The organism is Aquaspirillum sp., from assembly GCF_055136605.1.
In genome coordinates this window covers 1-25,545 of the sequence record NZ_JBSQVP010000004.1, presented here as the reverse complement: position 1 = coordinate 25,545, position 25,545 = coordinate 1, and the positions used below count along the sequence as shown (strand labels likewise).

Here is a 25,545-nt window from a genome sequence, read left to right as displayed (position 1 = left end):
AAATGACTTGTTACTTTGAAGATCTCAGCATTGGCCAAAGCGCAGAATACGCAAAAACCATTACCGAAGCCGATGTGCTGTTGTTCGTTGCAGTGTCGGGTGATGACAACCCTGTTCACATCAATGCCGAATACGCAGAAACCACCATGTTCAAAGGTCGTATCGCTCACGGCATGTTGTCGGCAGGTTTTATCTCCACCGTGTTAGGCACCCGTCTGCCCGGCCCTGGCACCATCTACCTCGGTCAAAACCTGAAATTCAAAGCCCCTGTTCGTATCGGTGATACCGTGACAGCAAAAGTGACCGTGACGGCACTGGATCCTGCGAAAAAACGTGTCACCCTGTCCACCGTATGCACCGTCAAAGGCAATGTGGTTATCGACGGTGAAGCGGTTGTGATGGCACCAAGCAAAGGTTAATCACGATGGCGAGTTCTGCACACATCATCGCGATTACCGATGGACAAGGGCAGATTCTCGAACCGCTGTGGCTAGAACGTGCTGCAGCGGTCCATCGCCAACTGCGCCCGATGTTGCCAGAAGCCTATGCCGAAAAAATGCAAAGGGTGTTTGCTGGCGGGGCAAGAATGGTGGTGGCGGTACAAGATGAAGTGGTCGTAGGCTTGGCTTTGTACCGTTTATACGAGAATACCTACGAGAATTTACGGTTGTATGTCGATGATCTGGTCACCGACGAAACCGCCCGTTCGCAGGGAATTGGTACTCGACTCTGGCACTTGGCGCACCGATGCCCACCGCCTTTACTTCCGTCACGGCTTTGTCATCAGTTCGTTTCACTTCACGCGCAAGCTGTCTTAATCCTCTTAACTCCCCAGCCGCACCATTTCAAGTTGTCGAATTGAACGACCTAAAAAGCGTTCGCCGATGCTTTGAAAGCGTAAGGGAATGTCTGTCACATAATAGTGATAGTTCGGCATCTCTCGCTGGGGATTCAGCAAACCAAGTTCGCTCAAGCGGCGGGCGGTGGCTTCGGCAGTGGTGACAGCAGAATCCACAATCGTCATCTCATCACCACACACTTGCTGCAACAACGGTTTAATCAGAGGATAGTGCGTACACCCCAACACCAGCGTATCGACATCCTCGACTAAGACAGACTTCAAATATTCTTCCGCAGTCAACCGCGTTACCGGATGATCTAACCATCCCTCCTCCACCAACGGTACAAACAAAGGACAGGCTTGCGAATACACGCGCACATCAGGATCAAGATGATGAATGGCGCGTGCATAGGCGTTACTGTTCACCGTTGTCGGCGTTGCAATCACCCCAATCGCACCGGAATGGGTCACCCGCGCTGCCGCACGGGCGCCAGCATCAATCACATCCAGCACAGGCACCTCACCTGCCACCTGTTTTACCACCTCAACCGCCACCGCCGCCATCGTATTGCACGCAATAATCAAGGCTTTGACTTCACGCTGTAGCAAAAACTCGGCAATTTGACGGGTAAAATCTTCAATCGTGGCGACAGACTTCACCCCGTACGGCACCCGAGCACTGTCACCAAAATAGACAATATCTTCAAACGGCAATCGGTCCATCAGTGCGCGAACCACGGTCAGTCCGCCAATCCCAGAATCAAAAACGCCTATTGGCCGCCGGTCGGCTGTGCTCATTCCGTCTTACTCACTTTCAAAAAACAAATGGCTGTTTGAGGTGCGAGGCATCATACCACGCCATGTTGTGCCAACGCCCACCCGACATGCTCCCGCACTAACTCGGAAGCATCCGCCGCCCGCTGCTGTAAAGCCTGAATCACATCAGGCTGAGTGGGTGCATTCCCCAAAGCAACGGCAATATTACGCGACCATTGCTCAAAACCGATCCGGTAAATGGCGCTGCCTGCCATTCTTTGGGCAAACTCGGCTTCAGTCCAATGGAAAAGTTCAACCAGCGTTAATTGATCGAGCTGGTGACGCGTTGCAAAATCAGTGAGGGGGCTCAGTTGGGCAAAGCGATTCCACGGGCACACCAACTGGCAATCATCACAGCCATAAATGCGATTCCCCAATAAAGGGCGCAGCTTGTCTGGGATTGGGCCACGGTGTTCAATCGTTAGATAAGACACACACAGCCGAGCATCGACCTTATACGGCTCTACAATTGCCCCCGTCGGACAGGCATCTAAACAACGACGACAACGCCCACAGTGCGCCGGCACGGGTTCCGTTGTCGGCAAGGGCAAATCTGTCACTATCTCACCCAGAAAGAAAAACGACCCCTCACGGCCATCCAGCAATAAAGTGTGTTTACCGCGCCAACCAAGTCCCCCCGCCTGTGCTAATTCAACCTCCATCAGCGGCGCACTGTCAGTGAAGACACGATAACCAAATGGCCCAAGATAGTCGGTCATCTGGGTTGCCAATTTTTGTAAGCGTTGCCGCAACACTTTGTGATAATCGCGTCCTAAGGCATAACGAGAAATATACCCTTGCTGAGATTGGGCAAGGGCTTGTTGTGCTTCGGCAGGCGAATGAGGTAAATAAGGCATCCGCAGAGACAAAATACTGACCGCGCCCTCGACCAATAACGTAGGGTCGGCGCGTAAATGGGCATGATGTTGTAAATATCCCATCTCACCATGACAGCCCTCAGCCAGCCATGCTTGCAAACGGGCAACCGCTGCAGGTGAGATATGAGCTGCACTGACCGACAATCCAGAAAACCCTAGCACATCGGCCCAGACTTTGATTTGCTCAAGAAATCCGCGATAATCAACCACTTGCGGCACCGCTATTTGATAAATTCTTTACCATTTATGACCTATTCTTTTGACAGCCTGACGATTGATTTACCCGATGAAGAGGCTACATTGGCCGCAGGCCACGCACTGGCACAGTGTTTGCAGCCCGGTATGACCGTCTATCTACAAGGTGACTTGGGCGCAGGGAAAACCACCCTCAGCCGTGGTTTGCTACGGGGATTGGGTCATCAAGGCCGAGTAAAAAGCCCAACTTACACCCTCGTTGAGCCCTATTCTTTGGCAAAAGCAGAAGTGTATCATTTCGACCTCTATCGTTTTGCCGACCCCGATGAGTGGTTTGAAGCGGGGTTTGATGAATATTTTCATCCACAATCGTTGGTCTTGATTGAATGGCCCGACAAGGCCGCTGGTTTAACCCCACCACCCGATCTGACGCTGGCGCTTGCAGTCCACAATCATGGTCGGGTGTTGCAGCTTTTTTCTCATACAGATACGGGACGCATATGTCTGAACACGCTATCGATCTAAACCGCCGCCGTTTGTTACAAGCGGGTGCAGCTGGTTTATTGCTCACCGTATCGCGAGTGGGTTTTGCGGCGGCCAGTGAGATTATTGCGGTACGAACATGGCCTTCCGACACCTATACTCGCGTCACCCTCGAAGCCTCCAATTCCCTCAAGTTCAAGTATTTCACCATTAAAGACCCCGAACGGTTGGTCGTGGATGTGGAAGGGGTGCAGTTAAACGCGATGTTGCGGGCACTCAATGGGCAAGTGGTGGATGATCCTTTTATCCGCGCTGCACGGGCAGGTCAATTTACACCAACCACCGTCCGCATCGTGCTCGACCTCAAAAATGAAGTCAGTCCACAGGTCTTTACACTACCGCCGGTAGCTGAATATCGACATCGACTGGTGATCGATCTCTACCCGACCCACAGCGATGACCCATTGCTGGCACTCCTCAACGAATTCAACAAAGGTGACTTAGACAAAGACGATAAGAGCGCACAAAGTCAGGCCGACAAGCATCAGAAAAAAGCGGAACGTGATAGTAAAAGCGATAAGTCTGACCAAACAGAACCAGACAAGACAGCGAAAACAGATAAAAACGATAAGCCGCGTCGAGATAGCAAACGCGATCAAGACGATGATGACAAACCGAGTAAAAATAACAGCCGTGGAACACGCCCTTTTACCGTCATGATCGATCCCGGTCACGGTGGAGAAGATCCGGGCGCGATTGGGCCATCCGGAACGCGAGAAAAAGATGTGGTATTGGCGATTTCGCGTTTGTTGAAAAAACGCATTGATGCCATGCCGGGTATGCGTGCCTATCTCACCCGCGATGCAGATATCTTCATTCCTCTTGGGGTTCGCGTGGCGAAAGCGCGACAAGTCCGCGCTGATTTATTTATTTCGGTCCATGCTGATGCTTTTATTCAACCGAGTGCACGCGGCTCATCTGTCTTTACCTTGTCCGAGAAAGGCGCCACCAGTACCGCTGCCAAATGGTTGGCACAAACACAGAACGATGCCGATTTGGTGGGTGGGGTGAAAATCAACACCAAAGATAAATATCTGGCACACACGCTGTTAGACCTGACACAAACCGCAACCATCAATGACAGCGTGCGTTTAGCTAACTCGGTGTTAAAACAACTCGGGGGCATCAACCGCTTACACAAAAATCAGGTCGAACAAGCAGGATTCGCGGTGCTAAAAGCCCCTGATATTCCTTCGATTTTGGTTGAAACTGCGTTTATCAGTAATCCAGACGAAGAAGCTAAACTGGTCAACCGCGCCCATCAAGAGCGTATTGCCGATGCCATGCTACAAGGCATTAAGTCCTATACCAATCGCGGCCCGATTGTCGCACGCAGTTAGGGTCGAGCAGGGGGTCGATCAAATGGCAGGGAATAGAAAATATCAACTGCATTTTCCGACCCCGTGCGGCCAATCAACGACCAATGCTTCGACAATCGGTAGCTAATTAACATCAGCTGTGTGGTGCCGGACAAACTTTGTTGATAGCTAATTGAGAGCGCATCGGATAAACGCTTACCAACCGAGAGCAGCTGTTGTTGTGGGCTTTGTGCTTGAGTGCCTTTGACTTGCCGAATCGACAATTCATCTAAACCCAAGGTATCAGCAATACGTTGTTGCACAGAAACCGCATCGCGATCTGACAGCAGCGCACTGCCGGCGGCAAGTAATAGCCCAACATCGCCACTACTGCCACCGGCAAAACTATCTCGTCCCAAAATCAACCACGACAGCTTTTGTGCATCGGGCACCGTAGGCTCTGATACCAAACGCGCTTTTGGTTGCAATGCCGAGCCAGTGATAGCCACCCCAGCCTCCACAGCCAAGCCACGGCGCATAGCGACAATATCCAACGCCGGATTATCCGCCAACCCTTGGAACGTAACTTCACCGCGCTCAATGGCTAATTCCTGCCCATAAGCGGTAAATTTACCGCGATCGACTCGAATGACGCCGCTTAGCTGTGGCGCTTGCTTGGGGGGCGCTTTTAATAACAATTCACCAGATAACCACGCATCCACGCCACGCCCCCGCACGCGCAACGCTTCCTCCGGTAGGCTGATTGTTAACTGCACTTGTAACGGCAACGCGGCCGGCGGCGCAGGCAAGGGACGGGGGCGCCCTTTCACCACCACATCAGAGGCCAATTGTGGCGCATCCCCCTCTGGCACATCCATCATCCCCCGTACCACCACCAATTTCCCCAACAACTGAATCCCCGAAGCATCCACTGTTGCCTGTGTTTGTCCAGAGACCACCAGCTCACGCGAGGGGGTTTGGCGTAGCAATAACTGGTCTAACACCAACTCAGCCCGACCACGGATAGGAGAGGTTAGGAGATCAAATTGGCCATTTTGTAAACGCAAACTGCCTTGTTGACCTTGAAAACTCAGGGTATCAATTTGCAAGCGGTTATCACGCATTTGGGCGCGGAGCTGACCCTGTTGCCACGCAATCCCATATTGCTCGGCTTGTATCGCCAAACGATCACCAGACAGTTGACCTTGCCACAACGGGCGTTGCCAGCTGCCTGTCAACGTCAAAGCCGCAGCGAATTGACCGCTGGCTTTTCCTTGTGGCCATAGTGCATAGCTAATCGGCGCTAAATCCGCCAATTGCCATTGCACTTGGCCTTGTAATGGGCTGTCTGGGCGAAGCTGTCCTTGTCGCAACGGCAGTTGCACCGATGCGGTCAATTGTCCGGCAACGCTTTGCCAGTGTGTCCGCAGGGTGAGCTGTTGTTGGGCAAACACCGCTTGTAATGTCGCTTGTCGCAGTTGTAATGGCAAAGGCTGACTGGCGGTGTGTTGGGGAATAACAGTCATGTCACCCTGTTCTCGCTGCAGATTCACCTGCCCCTGCCATTCCCCTGCTTGATGTTGCACATTCCATTCCGCAGCCAGTTGTAGCTGACTTTCTAGATGCCAATCAGGTTGTTGTAGCCACGTTGCCGGTAGCCACAAGGTCGGCACCACCCCTTTTGCCCAGCCTCGGCTTTGCCATGCTTGTGGTCGCCATTGCAGCTGCTGTAGGGCAATTTCACCTTGTGCCAGCTTAAAACGTGCGTTTTCTAACGAAATTGCCGAGGGGGACACCATCAATGCCGTCGGTGCCATTAACGTGACGGAATAGGCACCCGCTTGTTGTTGCCATTGCTGCCATGTACCACGCCACGTCACATCATGTTCTTGAAACCCACCTTGCCACCGCAGTTGATTTTGTACTGCTTGCCCAGCGATGTCAGCGGTCATCTGTAACTGCAGCTGATGGTGTTGGCGTTGCCCCTGCCCTTGTAACGACAGCTGAGATACCGCTATGTTTTGACGGGGTAGACGCAATTGGCGCAGGGCCAAATTGATTTTAAATGGGCTGGCAGCGGCCAATTGCAGCTCACCACGCCCTTCAGCCTCTGCCAAACTCAACCATTGTGGCCAGACCACTTGTTTGGCCTGTAATTCAAACTGGACTTCTGGTGCCGTAAAACGGCCGGCGAATTGTGCTTTAGCCTGTACCTGCCCGCTGAAATCGCCCCCCAACTGCGCCAAGTTAGGTGCGTGAATTTGTGCCGTCAACCGATCACCCACCTGCCCAAAGGCACCGGCTAGCGACAGCTGATTACTGCCCAAACGCAGCGATAACTGTGGCACTTGTAAGCGTTCGGCTTGCCACTGCAACTTGCCTTCACCTTGCAAGGGCTGTTGTTGCAGTTGGCTCGGCAACATGACAAATTGCAGTTTGCCTAACCATTCAGCTTGCCATTGCCCTTCAGCGGTAAACGATAAGCCCAGTTTGCCCTGCGGCCAGTCCGGATGATAGTGCGCTGGATTCAAGCCTTGCAGTTCACCGGTCAGTGATAGTTTCGCCGGCTGTTGTCTCGTGGCGGCTTGCCACGCACCGGCGGCCTGTAATGAACCAGCCCCATCTTGCAACCGCAATTGCGACAGTTTGACCGCGTGTAAAGCCAAGGTGCCACGCGGATCACCGACCAACTCGGCCGCCACGGTCAGACGACGTTGTTGTTCAGTGATATTCGCCTGTAATAGCAGTGCTTGCCACGGGCCAGCCAGTTTCCAATCCAATACCGGTTGTAGCGGTGGTAATTCAGGGGCCAATTGAGCGAGTTGTAAGGGGTGCGTGGTCTGTAACTGTGCTTGCAAGTGCTCGGCACTGACTTCCATTGCGGCCTGTAACTGCCCACCGAGGGTATCAATCTCTAAGTGGTCAACGATCAGTTTTGGTTCGCGCCATTGCCATTTCGCCACCACCTGACGAACAGGGAAGCCATTTCCCCACTTCGCAGGTTGTTGATTGTCTAACCAAAATTCGCCTTGCATCGCCTGTTGGTCACCCTGTGCCCGAAATTCGGCTTGCCATTGTCCGGCCGGTAAAGTGGGCAACCACTGTTGTGGATTAAACTGCCGCACATGACCTTGTAACCAAGCGATTTTTTGCCACGGTGTTGCTGCAAAAGGAAAGGCAGTGAGTTGAAGATGGCTATTGAAATCAGTGGCGTGGCGCGCCTGCAAAGTCACACCAAGACGTGCTAACTGACCACGCAATGCAAGCGTGCCGTGGGCAGTGGCTTGTCCTGCTTGAAAATCGATATCAGCTTGTAGTGGAAATGGCGCTTTGCCATCAAGGCGCATACGGCCTTGGGCCTGTGCAAGAAGCAGCGGACTATCGAGTTGTTGCAGTTGTAATTGATGTTGCCGGCCATCGCTGTCAAAACGTAACGCCACTTGCTGCATAAACAGCGTCTGTTCTGAGCCCCATAACAGCGCCCCCAGTTCAAAACGATCCACAGCCACCGCTAACGGCAGTTGTAAATCTGCTGGGACTTGTAGCGGAGAATCATCTCCTTGGCTGGTAATATGAAGCTGCCCAAGTTGGAACTGCCGCCAATGCAGTTGACCTTGCCATAAGGCGGGGAAGTTCCAATCCCAGCGCAGTTGAGACAAGCGCACTTGCATAGTCGGTAACGTCAGGACAATGCCCTGCGCCTGCCATTTTTGGGTCACAATGCCTTGACTATCGGCGATGGCAACAACGCCTTGCCCCCAATGATTGAGTTGATCGACCGCCCACCGGCTGCCCCCCTCGCTGCTCAATAAGCCTAATAGCCATAACAGGCCAGCAAGCACAAGCAAGAAAACAGCACTTCCCCATCGCAGCAAGCGTCGCACTTACCACCCCATATTCAAAGCAAAATGCAAGCGCCAGCGTTGCGTCGCTTCACCATAGGCCACATCAAAAGCCAACGGCCCAACTGGGCTGGCCCAACGCGCCCCCACACCATAGCCGCGTTTCAAGTTCAAGGCGGGCCAATGACTGGTGGCATCACCTACGTCAATAAAAACAGCACTGCCCCATTGAGGGGTCATTGGGTAAACATATTCCGCACTGGCTGCCATCATCACCCGTCCACCTAACACACTTTGTCCTTGCCGCACACCTAGGCTTTCAAAGTCATAGCCACGGACGGTTTGACTGCCACCGGTACGAAACAATAAATCGGTGGGAACGTCCGCCCCTTGTTCTGCCCACACTTGCCCCGCCTCGGCGCGCAATAATAGATAGCCCCAACGGCGTTCCGGCAGAGGGAGATAGCGAACCCCTCGGGCATAACCGCGCACCATTGAGGTATCAGACAATGCCCCACGCACCGCCCCTCCGAGTTCAAATTGCCACGCATAACCACGTTGCGGATTCAGGGCAGGCGTCAGTTGCCGTTGGCTCCACACATAGTTAGCCCACAACACTTGCGTCCGCCGAACGGGTGCAGCAGCCGGTTCGGCCCGTTCCCGTTGGTATTGCAACGCCAGCGTGGTGTCAATTTGCTGACGTTGTCGGCTGCGGCTGAGAGAAATTTTGTCGCGTTGCAATGGCAGGTTTTCTAAATCTTGTCGCTCTTCCACAAAGCCAAAGCGATGGCGATAACCTTTTTCATCGACAGGCAGCCGTACACCCAGTTCAAACTGCTGTTGTTTCTGTTCCCATTTCAACCCCGCCTCGGCCATCCAGCCCCATCCAAAAAGGTTATGATGGCGGTAGTTCATTTCGCTGCGGTAGCCGGTGTTACTGCTATAGCCTGCCCCCAAGGCAAAACGCTGTTGTGGCCCTTCTTCAACCGCCACACGAACCGGAATCTGTTGGGCCTGCGCCAAACTGACATCACTATCGACAAACACCCGAGCAAAATAGGGCGTACTTTGCAAAGCCGTTTGAAAATCTAACAGACTATCTTGCCGATAATCGTCGCCGACCTGAAATGGGGCAAGGTGGCGAATCACGGTATCGGGATAGCGTTGTAACCCGTCAATACTGATAGCCCCTAAGCGATAGGGGGCACCACTGTCATAGCGCAGCACCAATTTGGCTTGCGCGGTTTCAGGATCCACCTCTGCTTGGCTAAACGCCAGTGTTGCCGCAGGATAGCGGTCAATTAACAGCTGTTGCAGCCCCTTTTTTTTCGCCTCTGCCCACAATGCACTGGTAAAAGGCAGCCCGCGTTCCAATCCCATTGCCAGACGCATTTGCCGCCGCCGTGCGGCATAGTCATCGCGTTGTGCAATCTCGCCTTCGAGCTGAAATTGCACTTCGCCGATAGTCGTTTGTGGGCCTAATTCAACGATAAAACGGGGTGGGTGGCTGGTATCGTCCAAACGGACAACCGAGGAAAAATAGCCTTCGCTGGCTAATAGATCATGGATATGTTGCGGTGTCTGTTGTAACAAGCGCTGCCACTGCGCCTCACTGACGCGGTCATCACCGCGCCAGCGCATCACTTCCAGATGTTTTTCTAACAGGCTACGCAACGAATCATCGGCAAGTTGGATAACCAGCTGCGGCGCCGCCAATGCTGACGCACACAGCAGCCATCCCCCCATCACGCCGAGCACCCCACGCCAGCGCATCACGGTAATTTCCGGTACTGCACATCGAGGATTTCGATGTCCTCAAACCCAGCAGGGGTACGCAAACGCACCACATCGCCTTCTCGCGCCTTGAGTAAGGTGCGCGCAATCGGTGAAATCCAACTCACCCGCCCTTGGCTGAGATCCACTTCATCAATCCCAACAATCGACAGCGTTTGTTCTTCACCACTTTGCCGCCATACCGTTACCGTCGCGCCGAAAAACACCTGATCGGTGGCTTCGCGGGTTTCTGGATCAACCACTTCGGCGATTTCCAACCGCTTGGTCAAAAACCGAATGCGGCGATCAATTTCACGCAATCGCCGCTTACCATACAGATAGTCGCCATTTTCTGAGCGATCACCGTTTCCTGCGGCCCAACTCACCACATTCACCACTTCGGGCCGTTCTTTATGCACCAGCTGGTAGAGCTCATCTTTCATGCGCTGCCAACCAGCTGGCGTCATATAGTTACGGCCGGTTGGCAATTGCTTCAGTTCTTGTTCATCTGCCTCATCATCGGCAGCAAAATCATGACCTGACATACTCACTCACGTGCTAAACCGTTCACATCCAAGCCAGCCCATTTCATCACCTGTGCCGCTTCGCTGGCGTTCAGCTCATAAAACTGGCCGCGTTTTAAGCGGGGTGGCAAAGTCAACGCACCAAAGCGCACCCGAATCAAGCGGCTCACCGTCAAACCAACAGCCTCAAACAAGCGCCGCACTTCGCGATTCCGACCTTCACGAATAATCACTCGATACCAGTGGTTGGCACCTTCGCCGCCTTGGTCAATCAAACGGTCAAATTTTGCCGTCCCATCTTCCAACTCAATCCCAGCCAGTAACGATTTTTTTAACTCATCGGTCAACTCGCCCAACACTCGCACAGCGTACTCGCGCTCGACCTCAAAACTTGGGTGCATCATCCGATTGGCCAATTCGCCGCTGGTAGTCATCACCAACAAACCACTGGTATTCAAATCCAAACGCCCCACCGCCACCCAACGACTGGAATGGGCTTGCGGCAGACGGTCAAACACAGTGACTCGACCTTCTGGATCATCGCGGGTTACCAACTCACCTTCTTGTTTGTGATAAATCACAATCCGTGGCAAACGATCAGGCCAACGGATAAACACAGGTTTACCGTCTAAACGCACTTTATCATCTGGTGAAACACGGTCACCCAGCTGTGCAGGACGATGGTTAATGGTGACACGGCCAGCCTGAATCAATTCTTCCATCGCACGGCGAGAACCCAAACCAGCCAAAGCCATCGCTTTTTGCAAACGCATCGCTGGCAAATCCTCTGGTTTTACCCGCAGATCTTTTAAGCGTTCAATGCGTAACTGTTCTTTGTGCGAAGGCGCACGCAATGCCAGTTTTTTCGCCCGTTGTACCGCGACATACGACCCTTCGGCAGGTCGGCTGCTCGCTTGGAAATGGTTTGCTGCCGCCGTTTTGCGGTGGTTTATTGCCAGTGGCATTACGATCACGGAAGCCGGTGCTGGCAAATGGTGCTTCTTGACCATCACGATTGGCTTGACGGCGTTGTTCGTTTGGTTTGCGATCACGGTAACCCGTGCTGGCAAACGGTGCTTCTTGACCATCGCGATTGGCTTGACGACGGGGTTCGCTTGGTTTGCGATCACGGTAACCGGCACCTTCTGCGTCCGGCGCAGCGGAGGCAGTACGGCGACCTTGAGGGGTGTTTTGTTGGCGGAAGGCGTTGTTGCCTTGACGCGGCGATTGGGCGGCATCACGCGCCCGATGGCGTGGAGTTTTAGACATAGAAAAACACTTTATTGTGATTCGTACTGTGCGGACGCACAGCACTGCTTTTAGTTGGTGGAAGATTCTGGGGTTGCAACCACAGAATCCAGATCAGGCAAATCGGGCACAATTAAGTGACCCAAATCGGTAAGAGGTGGTAAATCGCGCAAACTGGCGAGGCTTAAATCATCTAAAAATTTGCGGGTGGTGGCATACAAGCCGGGGCGACCCGGTACCTCTTTATGGCCAATCACTTCAATCCAGCCACGTTCACTGAGGGTTTGCATCACATGACTTGATACACTCACCCCGCGAATCGCTTCGATATCCCCACGGGTCACCGGTTGACGATAGGCGATAATGGCCAAGGTTTCCATCACTGCCCGTGAATAACGTGGCGGGCGGCTTGGGTGGAGGCGATCAAGATAGGGCTTAAATTCAGCGCGGGCACGAAAACGCCAACCCGACGCCAGTTTTACCAATTCCACCCCACGCGCCTGCCAATCGGCTTGGATATCTTGCAGCAGTTCATTTAACAGCGCGGTCGAAATCGGCTCATTGAATAATTTTTTTAAATCACCCACCGAAATTGGTTCGGTACTGACCAATAAGGCCGTTTCCACCACGGTTTTCAAGTGGTTCAAATCCGTGTTTTCCATCGGTCTCACTGTCCATCAATCTCTAATTCGCCCTGACAAAAGGACGCGTTCAGTTGCAACCAAATAGGTGCAAACGGTGCTTCTTGGGCAATCCGTAACAAACCTTCTTTTGCCAATTCTAAAATGGCGATAAAACACACCACGATATGCGCCACCCCAGCCAACGGCGGAAAAACAGCCGTCCACTCAAGAAAAGGCTGTTGTTGCAGTCGGCGCAAGATATCGCTCATTTGTTCACGCACCGACAATTCATCTTGTTGCACTTGATGATGACGGTGATGGCGGGCGCGCGATAATAACGCTAACCACGCCTGCTGCAAATCAATCGCTGAAACATCAGGAAGAATATGTGCCGTATTTGGCTCAACCCATACCGATAACCACGTGAAATCACGCTCGGCTTGTGGCCGACGGTCGAGGGCTTGGGCGGCCAATTTCATCTGTTCATATTCCAACAACCGCCGCACCAATTCGGCACGCGGATCTTCCGTTGGATCGTCTTCAGTGACATGAATGGGCCGTGGCAACAACAGGCGAGATTTAATTTCAATCAGCGTCGCCGCCATCAACAGATATTCCGCCGCCAATTCTAACCGTGCCGCCTGCATGGTGTTGATGTAATTGAGGTACTGCGTGGTTACCGCAGTCATCGGAATATCTAACACATTCAAGTTTTGTCGCCGAATTAAATACAGCAACAAATCCAGCGGCCCTTCAAACCGTTCTAAAAACACCCGCAGGGCATCAGGCGGAATAAACAAATCCTGCGGGGCTTCAAAAACTGGCTCACCAAATACATGGGCGAGAGGGACTGCGCTCAATAGCCTAAACCCATGGCTTCGCGCACATCACGCATGGTGTCTTGTGCAATTTTACGCGCCCGCTCACAACCATCAGCAACAATCGCTTTGACTAAGGTTGGGTCATCTAAATAACGCTGCGCCCGTTCAAACATCGGTTTTTGTTCTTCCAACACCGCATCAATCAGCGGCTGTTTACATTCCAAACAGCCAATGCCAGCGCTCTTACAGCCGGCTTCGGCCCATTCATGGGTATCGCGGTCGGTATAGACCTGATGTAATTGCCAAACCGGACATTTCTCGGGATTACCCGGATCGGTGCGGCGGACTCGCGCTGGGTCGGTTGGCATACCACGAATTTTACGCGACACCGAATCGGGTTCTTCGCGCAAGAAAATGCCGTTACCGTAGCTTTTCGACATCTTTTGACCATCTAAACCCGGCATCCGACTGGCTTCAGTTAACAAGGCTTGTGGTTCAACCAAAATCACTTTGCCTTTATTTTCCAAATAACCAAACAAGCGTTCACGGTCGCCATGACTGATATTTTGTGCATCGGCCAACAACGCCCGCGCTGCTTCTAACGCCTCGTCATCACCTTCTTGCAGATAGCGTGTGCGCAATTCTTGATAGAGGCGGCCTTTTTTATTGCCCATTTTTTTGATCGCGGCACAGGCTTTATCCTCAAACCCCGCCTCACGGCCATACATATGATTAAAACGGCGCGCCACTTCACGGGTGATTTCAATATGAGGAATTTGGTCTTCGCCCACCGGCACATACAAGGCGCGATAGATCAAAATATCCGCCGATTGCATCAGGGGATACCCAAGGAAACCGTAGGTGCCGAGGTCTTTATGCGCCAATTTTTCAATTTGGTCTTTATAGGTTGGTACTCGCTCTAACCACGATAAAGGCGTAATCATCGACAACAGCAGATGCAACTCCGCATGTTCAGGCACACGGCTTTGGATAAATAATGTCGATTGAGACGGGTCTACCCCTGCTGCCAACCAGTCGATCACCATGTCCCATGTGCTTTTTTCAATGATGGAAGGGTCGTCATAGCTGGTGGTTAACGCATGCCAGTCAGCCACAAAGAAAAAGCACTCGTGTTCGCTTTGCAATTTCACCCAGTTTTTCAAAGCGCCGTGATAGTGGCCAAGATGCAGGCTACCCGTAGGGCGCATACCAGAGAGAACGCGATTGAGATACATGGAAATCGTCTTTCAGTTAAAAACACACAAGTTGAAACAGATTAAATAAAGAAGCGGAACAAACCATACAAAGCCGCCATAAACGGACGCATAATCACGCTCAACAAGCCGGTCGCCAGCAAGCCAAGCAAAATCCACATGCCGTAGGGTTCAAGGCGCGAAAACTGCCACGCTTGTCGATTGGGCAACAGACTCATCACAATACGACCGCCATCCAGCGGCGGCAACGGCAACAAGTTGAGCACCATCAGCGACAAGTTAATCATCATACCAGCCTGCCCCATCAACACCATAGGCTGGCTATACATGCCGTCCATCGCCAAGCCCAACTTTAAGACGATTAACCAGCCAATCGCCATCAAAAAGTTAGCCGCTGGGCCGGCGGCAGCTACCCACAACATATCTTTTTTGGGTTGGCGTAGCTTGCCAAAATCCACCGGCACCGGCTTGGCCCAGCCAAAAATAAAGCCGCCCAACATCACCGCCAATAATGGGACAACAACCGTCCCGATCATTTCAATATGTTTTAACGGATTGAGGGTCATCCGCCCCAACATAAACGCCGTGTTATCGCCAAAGTGACGAGCGGCATAAGCATGGGCAGCTTCGTGTACAGTGATGGCTAATAACACCGGCAAAGCATAGACACTGATTTTTTGAATCAGGTTTAATTCTTCCATAGAGGGACTCTTTATGGTTGCAATTTAGGCAAAGCCAAATAAGCTGGTATCCCCAGCCCCCTGCCGTATTAACACCGGAACATCATCTGTTAAATCAATCACCGTTGTCGGGTCAATACCGCAATATCCCCCTTCGATAATCGCATCAACCTGATGTTCCAACTGTTCACGAATTTCCCACGCATCCGCCATCGGCATGGTTTCTCCGGGCAGCAATAAGGTACATGACAACAAGGGTTCTCCCAGTTCGGCCAACAAGGCTTGTGCCACCGTATGTTCAGGCACCCGCAGGCCAATCGTGGCACGTTTGGGATGTAAGGTGCGCCGTGGCACTTCCTTACTGGCTTGTAAAATAAACGTATAAGGGCCCGGCAAGGCAGCTTTGAGCTGACGGAATTGCACATTGTCCACTTTGGCATAGCTGCCTAATTCAGATAAATCACGGCAAACCAAAGTAAAGTGATGGCGAAGATCCAACTGGCGAATGGCCATAATGCGTTCCATCGCCTGTTTATCGCCTAAATGACAGCCGAGGGCATAACACGAGTCGGTTGGATAAACAATCACACCGCCTTGTTGCACGATTTTCACTGCTTCACGGAGCAAGCGTTGTTGTGGATTATCGGGGTGAATCGAGAAAAATTGCGCCATAATTTGCTAAAAAACCTATCAAAATAAACCATAAAAAACTTATACCGCTTCGAGTGCCGCCTGTGCGCCAGCAAACCGCGAACACACTGACACCACATCAGCGGGCAATGGTTGTGTCCAACCAATATCACGCCCACCTTCGCCCGGCCCATGAAAATCGCTGCCAGCGCTGGCTAACAATTCATACTGACGGGCATAACGCGCAAACAATCGGTTATCGTCCTCGCTATGGCTACCGCTGACCACTTCAATTGCCTCGCCACCATACGAGATAAACTCTTGCAGCAATTCACTCATTAACTGCTTACCAATCGGGTAACGGCCCGGATGGGCCAATACCGCCACACCACCGGCGGCACGAATCCATGCCACGGCATCAGCCAGTTGTGCCCATTCATGTTTGACGTAACCGGGTTTACCTTCAACCAAATACTTGCGAAACACCGCCGCCACATCTTTACACACCCCAGTTGCCACCAGATGACGAGCAATATGTGTACGGCCAATCATGTCTAAATTCGCGCAGTGGGTTTTTGCACCGTCAAAAGCCCCCACAATTCCCACTCGTTCCAAATCCGCCGCCATCTGCCGCGCCCGTTCAATCCGCCCTTGGCGAATCGACAACAAGCCGGCCTGCAACTCGGGATGGGTTTCATCAATTCCCAAGCCGACAATATGCAGCGTCCGTTTGCGCCATGTCACCGATATTTCCACACCAGCAAGAAAATACAAGCCATGCTGTTGTGCCACCTGCCGCGCCACTGCAATCCCTTGTGTGCAATCATGATCGGTGAGTGCCAATACCCGACAACCACGTTCGGCGGCCCGTACCATCAACACGTCGGGAGCCAAGGCACCATCAGAAGCAGTGGAATGGCAATGCAAATCCAAGGCCATCATGAGTGTGTTTCCTGCGTTTTGTGTTGTCGTTGCTGCCACGCGGCGTGTAGCTGTCGCCATTGCGCCAGCTCGACGTAGTACATATCCATAATGCAAGGGTCACAACCGCTTTGACAGCACGCGCCGTCTGGTGGCATCTCGGGAGCAATCGGTTCAGGATCCTCAGCAAGCGGGAACGGCGTTGACATCATGCCCCCCGCCCTTTGACCACCACGGTAAAACCGGGGCCAGTCACCTGTTGATCGGGGCGGATTTTGCAGGTTTTACGCAATTCCTGCACCCCATTGACGGCGACAACACCGGAGGCAACCAATGCTTTGCCAGCGCCACCGCTATCCACCACACCGGCCACTTTGAGCAAGTCGCACAGGGCGATGTATTCGTTATGAATTTCAACAATCTCTGTCATGTTACCCAGTCTTTCAATTTAATAAGGCCAAGCCGGGCGCACCTTCGCCAGCCCAATCACTAATCCAATGCACCCGCCGTTGTTCGGGGGTGTAATCCGCCGATAGCAAAATCTGTAACTTGGTTTGCGCGGCTTCTGGCGTCAATTCACCACCAGACCACACGCCAATCGCAGCCAAAGCACTGCCGGTTGCGTAGGCATTCATGTCCACTGAGCCATTCCACACCTGCGAGACATTGACCACCACCGTTCCCCGCTCAATCGCCCGTGCCAGCGCGGCCAACAAGCGAGGATCATCTGGCGTATTGCCACTGCCATACGACAACAACACCAAGCCATCCAATTTACTGCGTTCGACCATCTCGGCCAGACAAGCCACCGTCGCGCCGGGGCTCATCATCACCATCGCAACCCGCAGGTTAGGATTAAAAGGACGTAAACTAAATGGCACCGTGTCCACACGCCACAAGGCAGCATGCCACAATACCTCGGGCTCGAATTCGGCTAAGGGTGCTAAACCAGGTGTGGCAAACGCATCCAACGCGACACTTTCATGTTTCCGCACACGGCAAGCACGCCATAAACGACGACCAAACGCCACGGTCACTTCAGTTAGGTGCATAAAACACGCGGCGGCCAGTGCATCAGCAACATTGTCGGGGGCATCGCTGCCAACAATGGAAAAGGGTTTTTGTGCCCCTGTTAACACAATTGGCTTCCCAAAACCGGGCAGTAAAAATGCCAATGCCGAAGCCGTCCATGCCAAGGTGTCGGTGCCATGCAGGACAACAAAACCATCAAACTCATCACGCAACGCAGCCAACCGACAAGCGATACGTTCCCAATTAGCCGGCGTTGCCGCCGCAGAATCGATCAGGGGAGAAAAAGCCTCAAACGCACATTCAACATGGGGTGGGGCTAAACGGGCAACACGTTCGGCAATTCCTTCTAATGCAGGCACCAGTCCATTTGGGCTGGCGCGCATGCCTAACGTTCCACCAGTATAAAACACGGCAATTCGGCGCATGCGATTTCCTCTTTTCTTAAAAGCAAGCTGTCTGACAGCAAGGCCATCATTGTGCATGGCTCAAGCACAATTGTGCAGGGGCGAGATAGCAGAAAGTACAACGGCAAGTGTGTCGTTGCCTGCGGAAAGCGACAAAAGAAGATTGCCAAAAGGCACAGAAGCTGTTTTAATCACAGCCCGTTGGATTTGCTTTGCGGGTGTAGCTCAATGGTAGAGCAGAAGCTTCCCAAGCTTACGACGAGGGTTCGATTCCCTTCACCCGCTCCACAACAGCACCGTCCGTCTCAACTCCCCTGTTCACGGCCAATCTGATGAAGCTGAACTCAGGCCGCTTATGGCTGAAAGCCATCGTTTTTTCTCTCATCGCCTTTCTCTCTGTTTGGCTTGGCCTGACTGCCATGGTGCATTGGCAATTTAATGCCGAACAAGTACGACAAGATATCGAGTCAGCGCTGTCTGATCGCGAACGCAGTATTAGCGTGCAAGGCAAAATCAGTGCTCAAGCTTGGCCACGGCCGGGTGTGTATATCGAGAAAGTGTTTATTAGCGAAGCGAATAGCCCAGATCGATTCGCCAGCTTATCCGATATTGAATTGGGGTTTGATTGGTGGGCCTTGTTATTAAGCGGTGAAAAAGTCGTCACCCATCTTGCTGCCCGCGATATCGAAGCCAATCTCTACCGCAATGATACAGGTCGTTTGAATATTGCTGACTTGCTGCAAACAGCCAGCCAAAGTGATGTCAAAATTGACTTAGATGATGTTGAGCTACGCGATATGACCTTACATATCAGCGATGCCAACCAGCCCTATCGCCTCCGCCTTGAACAAACTCGCTTTAGCCTAAACGGTTTACATCAACAAGCAGAACTCAATGTTGAAGCTATTGTTCACGAAGGTGAACGAGCCTTAAGCTTGCAATTAAGAGGGCCGGTGGTGGTTGAGGGCGAGCAACTCACAACCTCTGGCATGACCTTGCTATTAAATGGCGAAGCCGCCGGTGTGCGCGGTCTACACTTTGAAGCCAGCGGCGCAGCACGCTTTAATGTCGCCAGCAGCCGCCTCGAAGCGCAAATGCTGCATGTTGATTTACGCGCAACGGAGCCTTTGCTTAACTTCACCGCCGATATTCCCAGTTTAACCAGCATGGCACAGCGGCTAGAAGCCCCACGGATGATGGTGGAGGGGCAACTCAACCTGCCCGGTTCGCGCTATGCCTTTGATGGCGAGATTCAAGCGGTGTCGGTGGGCAGTGATGATGGGCGCGCACGGCGGATTGAAGGCCGTTTAGAGTGGCGTTTTGGTCAACATCGCTTAAATGCGGCGATAGATACCCCGCTGCATTTTAATGCTATCGATGATATCCACCTCGCCCCACTTCGTTTGTCTACCCGCCTCAATTCACCTCACCTGCCACGGCGTGAAATGCGCTCAGCGTTGATCGGTGAAATGCGTGTTGACCTTAAAAACCATCTGCTCAATGGGACTTTTGACGGCACATTAGACGGCGAGAAATTGCGGATTCAGGGCAAACAGCAAGGGTTTAGCGAACCCAAACACAATCTCTCGCTTTCGTTAGCTCGCCTCGACCTCAACCGCTACCTTCCCCGCGCCCAAGCTCAACAGGCAAAAGCCTTATTAGATTCGAAGCAAAAACTTGGCTTAGATTGGCTTGGCCCTTTGGCGGTCGAAGGTGATTTTGAAATTGGCGAGTTGTCTGCAGGCCGCTTTGCCATGCACAACGTCGGTTTCCATCTCAGTGCTAAACCAGACCGCCTCGCCCTCGAAGGCCTCAAAGCTGACATCTACGAAGGGCAATTGTCTGGCTCGTTCCAAATGGAAAATCCCGAACAACCGATTATTCGGATTGACCAACGCCTCAGTCGCATGAATCTCCATCCCTTGTTAAAAGATGTCTTCGATTTTGGTCGCTTAGAAGGTTTTGGTGATGGGCGGGTACAAATTCGAGCACAGGGAAAAAGCTTTGATGAACTGCGTAAAACCCTGAATGGTTCGTTAGCACTGAGTCTGAATAAAGGAGCCCTCACGGGCATTGATTTGGTCGCCGCTTTGCGTAATCTGCCAGCAGAATTGGAAAGTTGGTCATTACGCCCGATGACCCCAGACGGCAGTAAAAAAACCGAGTTCCAACGGCTGAATGCCAGCTTCCGCTTTGATAATGGCATCGCACGCAATCAAGACCTGCGCTTAAATTCAAGCTTATTGAATTTATCGGGCAGTGGTAAATTTGATTTAGTAGATAACATTATCGACTATGCCCTCGAAGCCAGCGTCAACCCCACCGCTATTGCCTCAGTCAAAACGCTCTCCGTTCCGTTAAAAATCACTGGCGCGATTGCAACGCCCACCTATGCTTTGGATTTCAACCGCTTGGTGAAAGAAAAGAAAACGGAAACGGAAAAACAAGAAGCCCTCAAAGAACAACTCACCCAACCACTACGGGCATTAGGTCGCTAATACCCTTTCTGCACCAAAAAAACAAAAACCCGCTAAAAGCCGCAGTCAACGGTGTTTAGCGGGTTTTTGAATTCTCCGTTCTTAAACTTTCAAAAAGCGGTAGCCAGAATATGCCGATACGGTGCGCTTTTGAGAAATTCCGAAAAATCAGCCGGTGACTGCTGCATGACAGTAATCGCGTTCGCAAGCCAGCGCTTGCGCTCATCGACAAGGTTGGAATCCCTGTTGAGACCTAGCATGTCACGAGTCTGGGTAACAGCGTGGTGGCGTTGACGAGTTAGATCGGGTAATGGCTCGATTGTCCCATCAGTGGAAAGCGCCCATTCAGCATTACAACCGAGGCTGGGCTCAATAGGTAACAGGCCATTTTTCTTTTTTTGCCCGCAGGTTTTCTGGTTGATACAGCTGTGGGCATAGTTGTGGTACACGAAACATAGGTCTGGCCTAGCATTCACACCTGCTTTGGGTTTGATGTGGTCAATCTGGCCTTCGGTCGGCTGTAGCAACTTTTCGCAATAGGCACACAACCCACCCTGATCGACATTCAAGTCAGCTTTTACCGCTTGTTTGACGGGTCTGAAAGCAGGACTGTCAAAGTCAGCAGCGCCTAGCACGGGATGGGCGGCGACAAAATCCGTCAGCGTCGGCGTTGGTGTGCTACGGTGTTGCAGTTCAACCATGCTCAGCCGCCTTATTCGACTTGCGTGCTGCAAGAAAACGCCAAGTCACCAAGTCACTTTCGTGGAATTGGTAGCCAACCTTTTCCAGTAAACCACGCAGTTGCTGTGCGTCAGCACCATCTTCCCTACCTGCTCGCACCAATTGCTCGTAACGACGGATGTCATCCTGCAGAGGCAACTCGGGCTCTCGGTGCGTCCCCATGACTTTGGCTAGAGCATCACCAGACTCGTGTGCCAGAGGGCTGAAATCCGGCGTTTTAGCTTCGAAGCCAGTTTCTGTGGGTTGGAGAATCCGGATATTGTCGCGGCTGACCGTGGTGAGTACCTGAGGGCTGTGAGTGGTGACAATGAACTGCATCATCGGAAACGCACGGGTAAGATTTTGCAGTACCACTTGCTGCCATTCCGGATGCAAATGCATATCCACTTCATCAATCAACACAATGCCCGGCGTCTGTACGGCGGCTTGTGCACCCAACTGTCCATTCAGCTTGGTAGCACGAAACGCAATATCTGCCACCATACCAATCATATTGCGAATACCGTCACTGAGTAGCTCAACAGGCAGTTCACCATGTTGCTCGTGATGTGCGACTAATGTATCGAGTTTGAAGCTGTATTCGAGGTTTTTCCAAGCGGCAGGTTTTAGACAAGTATCAACAGCTGATATCACCGAAGCGATATAGCCAGCAAATTCTTCATACGCTGCCGTGTGAGCTTGTTCTTTCAGTTGCAAATCTTTGGCGTTGAGATTCCAGTATCGAAACCAAGCAGCGAAAGTTTTATAACTGGATGCTGGGTCAAGGCAGTCAACATAGCCAATGGTGCGCGAGGTTCTCTCAAGTTTATTGTTGACGGTAAGTTTTTTTTGCTGCCACAGGCGCCCTGTGCCGTAGTACGCAATCAGAGGCAACAACACATCATTGCCTCGTGTACGCACTGCCTCTTGCATACGCTTACCGTAGTCGATGAGCGCTTTGGCATCCTTAATGGTGGTTTTAGCTTTGGTGGGACTGATGAGCGCACGCCGCCATGTCGAAGAGACATGATTATCGCCCTGTCTATCAGGAATAAAACCGATAGCCTCCAAGGAAACACCCTTGGGTGCGTATTCCATTTCGTTGGTCGCAGTTTGCCGAATTTGAGTCAAGCGGATATCACTGGATTCGAAATGCTTGCCGACTGCCTCATCAAATGCGCCAATATAGGGGCCAAAAGCAACGGCAATAGCATCAAGAATCGACGTTTTCCCTGCTCCATTGGCAGCAACCAGTACCGTCAACTGGGGGTGAAATTCAATGTCAATCGATTCGAAACAACGGTAATCGCGTAGTCTCAATTTCTGGAGATTCAGATAGGGCATAGCGCCTCCGCACGTTTAGGAACAAGGCTGACAAAAAAACAATCACACCTCCCTCTACCCCTCCAACAACAACGCTTCAGCAGCGGCGAGTTGGTCGGGGGGGCCGAGGAGGACGACGACATCATCGGCTTGCAGCTCAAAATCAGCCGGCGGGTGGTTATAACGCTGCTGTCGCCGTTTCACTGTTCTGATTTCAACATCAAGACCAGATTGATATAAGGTTTGTAATGTCTTTCCGACAGCAGACGCAGCCGGCGTGAGCAAAATCGCCCCTAAACGCGGTTGCTTATTGTCGTCTAACGCCAAACTGTCATCCGTCACCCCCCGGAAAAAGCCACGGAACAAGTTATAACGCTCTTCGCGCACACTACGAATCCGCCGCAATACCCGATTTAATGGCACCCCCATTGCCATCAGTGCTTGAGAGCCCAGCATCAAGCTCCCCTCCATCACCTCAGCCACCACCTCATCAGCCCCCGCTTGGCGCAAGACATCCATATCGCTATCGTCAATCGTCCTCACCACCACCGGCAAATCGGGCCGTACGGCTTGCACCACATTCAGAATCCGAATACTAGAGTGAGTATCGGCATACGTAATCACTAACACCTTGGCACGCATCAAACCGGCTGCCAACAACACCTCTTTCTTCGCCGCATCACCAAACACCACCGCATCACCAGCAGCAGCCGCTTCTTTCACCCGACTGGGATCTAAATCCAATGCAAAAAAAGGAATGTCCTCACGCTCTAAAAAACGGGCCAAGGCTTGGCCACTGCGACCATAGCCGCAAATGATGACATGCTCATCACGCATCATGCTCGACACCAAAATATGGTGTAGATCGGCTGCCTGCATCACCCAATCACTGCGAATAAGACGACGCACAATTCGATCAGATTGTTGAATTAAAAATGGGGAAGCCAACATCGACAAAGTCACCGCAGCAATCGCAGCCTGTTCAATTTCACGGGGCAATAGACTCAGGTTACCGGCCAAAGCCAACAACACAAAACCGAACTCGCCACCTTGCGCCAAGGCCAAGGCAGTACGAAGGGTGTCACCGGCTTTGTAACGTGCCATCCGTCCAATGATATAGACCAGCAGTGCCTTACCGGGAATCAGCCACAACAACAAAGCAGCCACCCACCAAAACTGATCTAACAACACCGACAGCTCAAGCCGCATACCGATGGTGATAAAGAAAAAGCCTAATAAAATGTCACGAAAGGGTTTGATGTCTTCTTCAACTTGATAACGGTATTCCGTCTCGGCAATCAACATCCCTGCCACAAAAGCCCCTAACGCCAGCGATAACCCAGACAACTCGGTCAACCACGCTATGCCTAACGTCACTAACAACACGTTGATCATGAACAATTCGCTGGAGCGTTGTCGCGCTACCATGTGAAACCAAGGCCGTACTACGCGCTGCCCCACTGCAAATAACAGCGCCATCACCACCATCACTTTTAACAGCGCCAGCCCCAAATCCATCCACAGGGTTTCACTGTTACCAGCAAAGGCAGGTAGCAAAATCAACAGCGGCACCACCGCTAAATCCTGAAACAACAGCACACCAATCGACATCTGGCCATGTGGGGCATTTAATTCCAGTCGTTCGGTGAGCAATTTCGACACAATCGCCGTTGACGACAGCGCAGCAACTGCCCCCAAAGCAAAGCCGGTCAAAGGAGAAAAGCCCAACAACCATGCAAGGGCCAATGTGGCAAATAAAGTCACCCCAACTTGGGCAATGCCTAAACCAAATACCAAATGCCGCATCGCACGCAGCTTGGGCAAACTGAATTCTAGCCCGATGGTAAACATCAAAAAGACAATACCAATTTCGCCCAGAAATTCGGTATCAGCCCCCTCGTCAATCAACCGCAAGCCACCGGGCCCTACAATCAAGCCAACCAACAGATAGCCCAACATCGCAGGGATCCGTATGGCACGGCAAACTGTAATCACCAATACTGCCGCTAAGAGCGTGATGACAACTGGAGCAAGAGAATGCATGAAGTAACAACCAATAGAGAAAAGAGAAAGAATGGTGCAAATTATCCCACGCGCCGTAAAACCTCGCTATTCATAGAATCTCCGCAAAGAAACCCCTGACTTGAGTCAGGGGAGGAATTGCGGGTGCGCAAAGCGCACCCTGTGGTATAAACTGTGACGCATGGTCGATGTTGTCACGAAACGTAATTGCGTCTATCAAACGGCCTACCATGTGATCTGGTGCCCGAAGTATCGGCGCGACGTACTGATTGGAGCGGTGGCATCAGCGCCGAAACCATCCGTCGCTACATCGAGCGTTGCGAGCATGTCACCAAGAGGCGATGAGCGATGATGCGCACGGCGTCGATCCGGCTGGCATTGAGCGCGGCACAGACTAGAGCGCTTGCCGCGCTGCGAACGGCCTACGCGGACGCCTGCAACCGTCTCGTTCCCATCGTACGCGAGCACCGTCTCTACAACCGCGTCGGCCTGCACCAGCGCACCTATACCATGCTGCGCGAAGCGACGCCGCTGGGCAGCCAGATGTGCTGCAACGCCATCTTCTCGGTCTGCAAGGCGTATAAGGCACAAAAAGAACTCGGGCGCATCAGGAAGGATGCGCCCATCCCCGACATCCGCTTCAACCGCGCCAGTGTCCACTTCGACAAACGCACCTACACCCTCAAAGGCAAGACCGTCTCGCTCTATACCCTCGATGGG

Annotated in this window: 25 protein-coding genes and 1 tRNA gene; 8 read left to right on the top strand and 18 right to left on the bottom strand. The window is 52.3% G+C overall.

The window, feature by feature from the left end:
• Nucleotides 1–2: 2 nt before the first annotated feature.
• Together ACTBZS_RS01550 and ACTBZS_RS01545 are read left to right on the top strand one after the other, a co-directional pair.
• A complete protein-coding gene (locus tag ACTBZS_RS01550; RefSeq protein ID WP_022652912.1) occupies nt 3–419 on the top strand; it encodes a MaoC family dehydratase in 417 nt (138 codons plus the stop codon).
• 5 nt (nt 420–424) lie between these two features.
• Nucleotides 425–862 (top strand): GNAT family N-acetyltransferase, encoded by a 438-nt coding sequence (locus tag ACTBZS_RS01545; RefSeq protein WP_463043084.1) that lies wholly within the window; start codon nt 425–427, stop codon nt 860–862.
• Here the strand turns inward: ACTBZS_RS01545 and murI are convergent.
• Nucleotides 824–1,639, bottom strand: coding sequence for a glutamate racemase (gene murI, locus ACTBZS_RS01540; RefSeq protein ID WP_463043083.1), 816 nt, complete (start codon nt 1,637–1,639; stop codon nt 824–826). The genes ACTBZS_RS01545 and murI overlap by 39 nt on opposite strands.
• Nucleotides 1,640–1,689: 50 nt before the next feature.
• Nucleotides 1,690–2,745: a tRNA epoxyqueuosine(34) reductase QueG gene (gene queG, locus ACTBZS_RS01535; protein ID WP_463043082.1), complete on the bottom strand. Its 1,056-nt coding sequence runs from the start codon at nt 2,743–2,745 to the stop codon at nt 1,690–1,692.
• A 36-nt stretch (nt 2,746–2,781) separates the two neighbouring features.
• Here queG and tsaE point away from each other — a divergent pair, with 36 nt between their 5' ends.
• Both tsaE and ACTBZS_RS01525 read left to right on the top strand, forming a co-directional pair.
• Nucleotides 2,782–3,255, top strand: a complete 474-nt coding sequence (gene tsaE, locus ACTBZS_RS01530; protein ID WP_463043081.1) for a tRNA (adenosine(37)-N6)-threonylcarbamoyltransferase complex ATPase subunit type 1 TsaE — start codon at nt 2,782–2,784, stop codon at nt 3,253–3,255.
• Entirely contained in the window at nt 3,231–4,613 is a 1,383-nt protein-coding gene (locus ACTBZS_RS01525; protein WP_460431221.1) for an N-acetylmuramoyl-L-alanine amidase, read from the top strand. The genes tsaE and ACTBZS_RS01525 overlap by 25 nt, the downstream gene beginning before the upstream one ends.
• Here the strand turns inward: ACTBZS_RS01525 and ACTBZS_RS01520 are convergent.
• The 13 genes from ACTBZS_RS01520 to ACTBZS_RS01460 form a co-directional block, all read right to left on the bottom strand.
• Nucleotides 4,610–8,413: a translocation/assembly module TamB domain-containing protein gene (locus ACTBZS_RS01520; protein ID WP_463043100.1), complete on the bottom strand. Its 3,804-nt coding sequence runs from the start codon at nt 8,411–8,413 to the stop codon at nt 4,610–4,612. The genes ACTBZS_RS01525 and ACTBZS_RS01520 overlap by 4 nt on opposite strands.
• Before the next feature lie 42 nt (nt 8,414–8,455).
• Nucleotides 8,456–10,186, bottom strand: a complete 1,731-nt coding sequence (locus ACTBZS_RS01515) for an autotransporter assembly complex protein TamA (protein ID WP_463043099.1) — start codon at nt 10,184–10,186, stop codon at nt 8,456–8,458.
• Nucleotides 10,186–10,653 carry a transcription elongation factor GreB gene (gene greB, locus ACTBZS_RS01510; protein WP_040399031.1) on the bottom strand — a complete coding sequence of 156 codons (468 nt, stop codon included), beginning with the start codon at nt 10,651–10,653 and terminating at the stop codon, nt 10,186–10,188. Before greB ends, ACTBZS_RS01515 begins: the two co-directional genes overlap by 1 nt.
• Before the next feature lie 80 nt (nt 10,654–10,733).
• Complete coding sequence (gene rluB, locus ACTBZS_RS01505; RefSeq protein WP_463043080.1) at nt 10,734–11,675, bottom strand: 23S rRNA pseudouridine(2605) synthase RluB; 942 nt, start codon at nt 11,673–11,675, stop codon at nt 10,734–10,736.
• Between the two features lie 354 nt (nt 11,676–12,029).
• The gene (gene scpB / locus ACTBZS_RS01500) at nt 12,030–12,620 is read right to left on the bottom strand and encodes an SMC-Scp complex subunit ScpB (RefSeq protein WP_460431224.1); all 591 of its coding nucleotides are present in this window, start codon (nt 12,618–12,620) and stop codon (nt 12,030–12,032) included.
• 5 nt (nt 12,621–12,625) lie between these two features.
• Nucleotides 12,626–13,441: a segregation and condensation protein A gene (locus tag ACTBZS_RS01495; protein WP_463043079.1), complete on the bottom strand. Its 816-nt coding sequence runs from the start codon at nt 13,439–13,441 to the stop codon at nt 12,626–12,628.
• Nucleotides 13,438–14,637, bottom strand: a complete 1,200-nt coding sequence (locus tag ACTBZS_RS01490) for a tryptophan--tRNA ligase (protein ID WP_460431226.1) — start codon at nt 14,635–14,637, stop codon at nt 13,438–13,440. Before ACTBZS_RS01490 ends, ACTBZS_RS01495 begins: the two co-directional genes overlap by 4 nt.
• A gap of 41 nt (nt 14,638–14,678) precedes the next feature.
• Nucleotides 14,679–15,317: a site-2 protease family protein gene (locus ACTBZS_RS01485; RefSeq protein ID WP_463043078.1), complete on the bottom strand. Its 639-nt coding sequence runs from the start codon at nt 15,315–15,317 to the stop codon at nt 14,679–14,681.
• Between the two features lie 24 nt (nt 15,318–15,341).
• Entirely contained in the window at nt 15,342–15,968 is a 627-nt protein-coding gene (locus ACTBZS_RS01480) for an L-threonylcarbamoyladenylate synthase (protein ID WP_022652898.1), read from the bottom strand.
• Between the two features lie 39 nt (nt 15,969–16,007).
• Nucleotides 16,008–16,868 (bottom strand): 3',5'-nucleoside bisphosphate phosphatase, encoded by an 861-nt coding sequence (locus ACTBZS_RS01475; RefSeq protein WP_463043077.1) that lies wholly within the window; start codon nt 16,866–16,868, stop codon nt 16,008–16,010.
• On the bottom strand, nt 16,865–17,059 hold the full coding sequence (locus tag ACTBZS_RS01470; RefSeq protein ID WP_460431229.1) for an oxidoreductase-like domain-containing protein: 195 nt from the start codon (nt 17,057–17,059) through the stop codon (nt 16,865–16,867). Before ACTBZS_RS01470 ends, ACTBZS_RS01475 begins: the two co-directional genes overlap by 4 nt.
• Nucleotides 17,056–17,277 carry an RNA-binding S4 domain-containing protein gene (locus tag ACTBZS_RS01465; protein ID WP_460431230.1) on the bottom strand — a complete coding sequence of 74 codons (222 nt, stop codon included), beginning with the start codon at nt 17,275–17,277 and terminating at the stop codon, nt 17,056–17,058. The genes ACTBZS_RS01470 and ACTBZS_RS01465 overlap by 4 nt, the downstream gene beginning before the upstream one ends.
• Nucleotides 17,278–17,290: 13 nt before the next feature.
• Nucleotides 17,291–18,304, bottom strand: coding sequence for an asparaginase (locus tag ACTBZS_RS01460; RefSeq protein WP_460431231.1), 1,014 nt, complete (start codon nt 18,302–18,304; stop codon nt 17,291–17,293).
• A gap of 193 nt (nt 18,305–18,497) precedes the next feature.
• Between ACTBZS_RS01460 and ACTBZS_RS01455 the strand changes: the two genes are divergently transcribed.
• Nucleotides 18,498–18,571: transfer RNA gene (locus tag ACTBZS_RS01455), tRNA-Gly, on the top strand.
• Between the two features lie 44 nt (nt 18,572–18,615).
• On the top strand, nt 18,616–20,781 hold the full coding sequence (locus ACTBZS_RS01450; RefSeq protein WP_463043076.1) for an AsmA family protein: 2,166 nt from the start codon (nt 18,616–18,618) through the stop codon (nt 20,779–20,781).
• Nucleotides 20,782–20,870: 89 nt separating this feature from the next.
• Here ACTBZS_RS01450 and ACTBZS_RS01445 read toward each other — a convergent pair whose 3' ends face one another.
• Genes ACTBZS_RS01445 through ACTBZS_RS01435 form a run of 3 tightly spaced genes read right to left on the bottom strand, consistent with a single transcriptional unit; the run spans nt 20,871 to nt 24,846 of the window.
• A complete protein-coding gene (locus ACTBZS_RS01445) occupies nt 20,871–21,461 on the bottom strand; it encodes a retron system putative HNH endonuclease (RefSeq protein WP_463043075.1) in 591 nt (196 codons plus the stop codon).
• Nucleotides 21,454–22,824 carry an AAA family ATPase gene (locus ACTBZS_RS01440; protein ID WP_463043074.1) on the bottom strand — a complete coding sequence of 457 codons (1,371 nt, stop codon included), beginning with the start codon at nt 22,822–22,824 and terminating at the stop codon, nt 21,454–21,456. Before ACTBZS_RS01440 ends, ACTBZS_RS01445 begins: the two co-directional genes overlap by 8 nt.
• Nucleotides 22,825–22,878: 54 nt before the next feature.
• Complete coding sequence (locus ACTBZS_RS01435; protein WP_460431235.1) at nt 22,879–24,846, bottom strand: cation:proton antiporter domain-containing protein; 1,968 nt, start codon at nt 24,844–24,846, stop codon at nt 22,879–22,881.
• A 160-nt stretch (nt 24,847–25,006) separates the two neighbouring features.
• On the opposite strand from ACTBZS_RS01435, the gene ACTBZS_RS01430 reads away from it, so the two are divergent.
• Nucleotides 25,007–25,177, top strand: a complete 171-nt coding sequence (locus tag ACTBZS_RS01430) for a transposase (protein ID WP_463043073.1) — start codon at nt 25,007–25,009, stop codon at nt 25,175–25,177.
• On the top strand, nt 25,174–25,545 hold a 372-nt coding region (locus ACTBZS_RS01425), incomplete at its 3' end, for a hypothetical protein (RefSeq protein ID WP_463043072.1). The genes ACTBZS_RS01430 and ACTBZS_RS01425, both read left to right, overlap by 4 nt.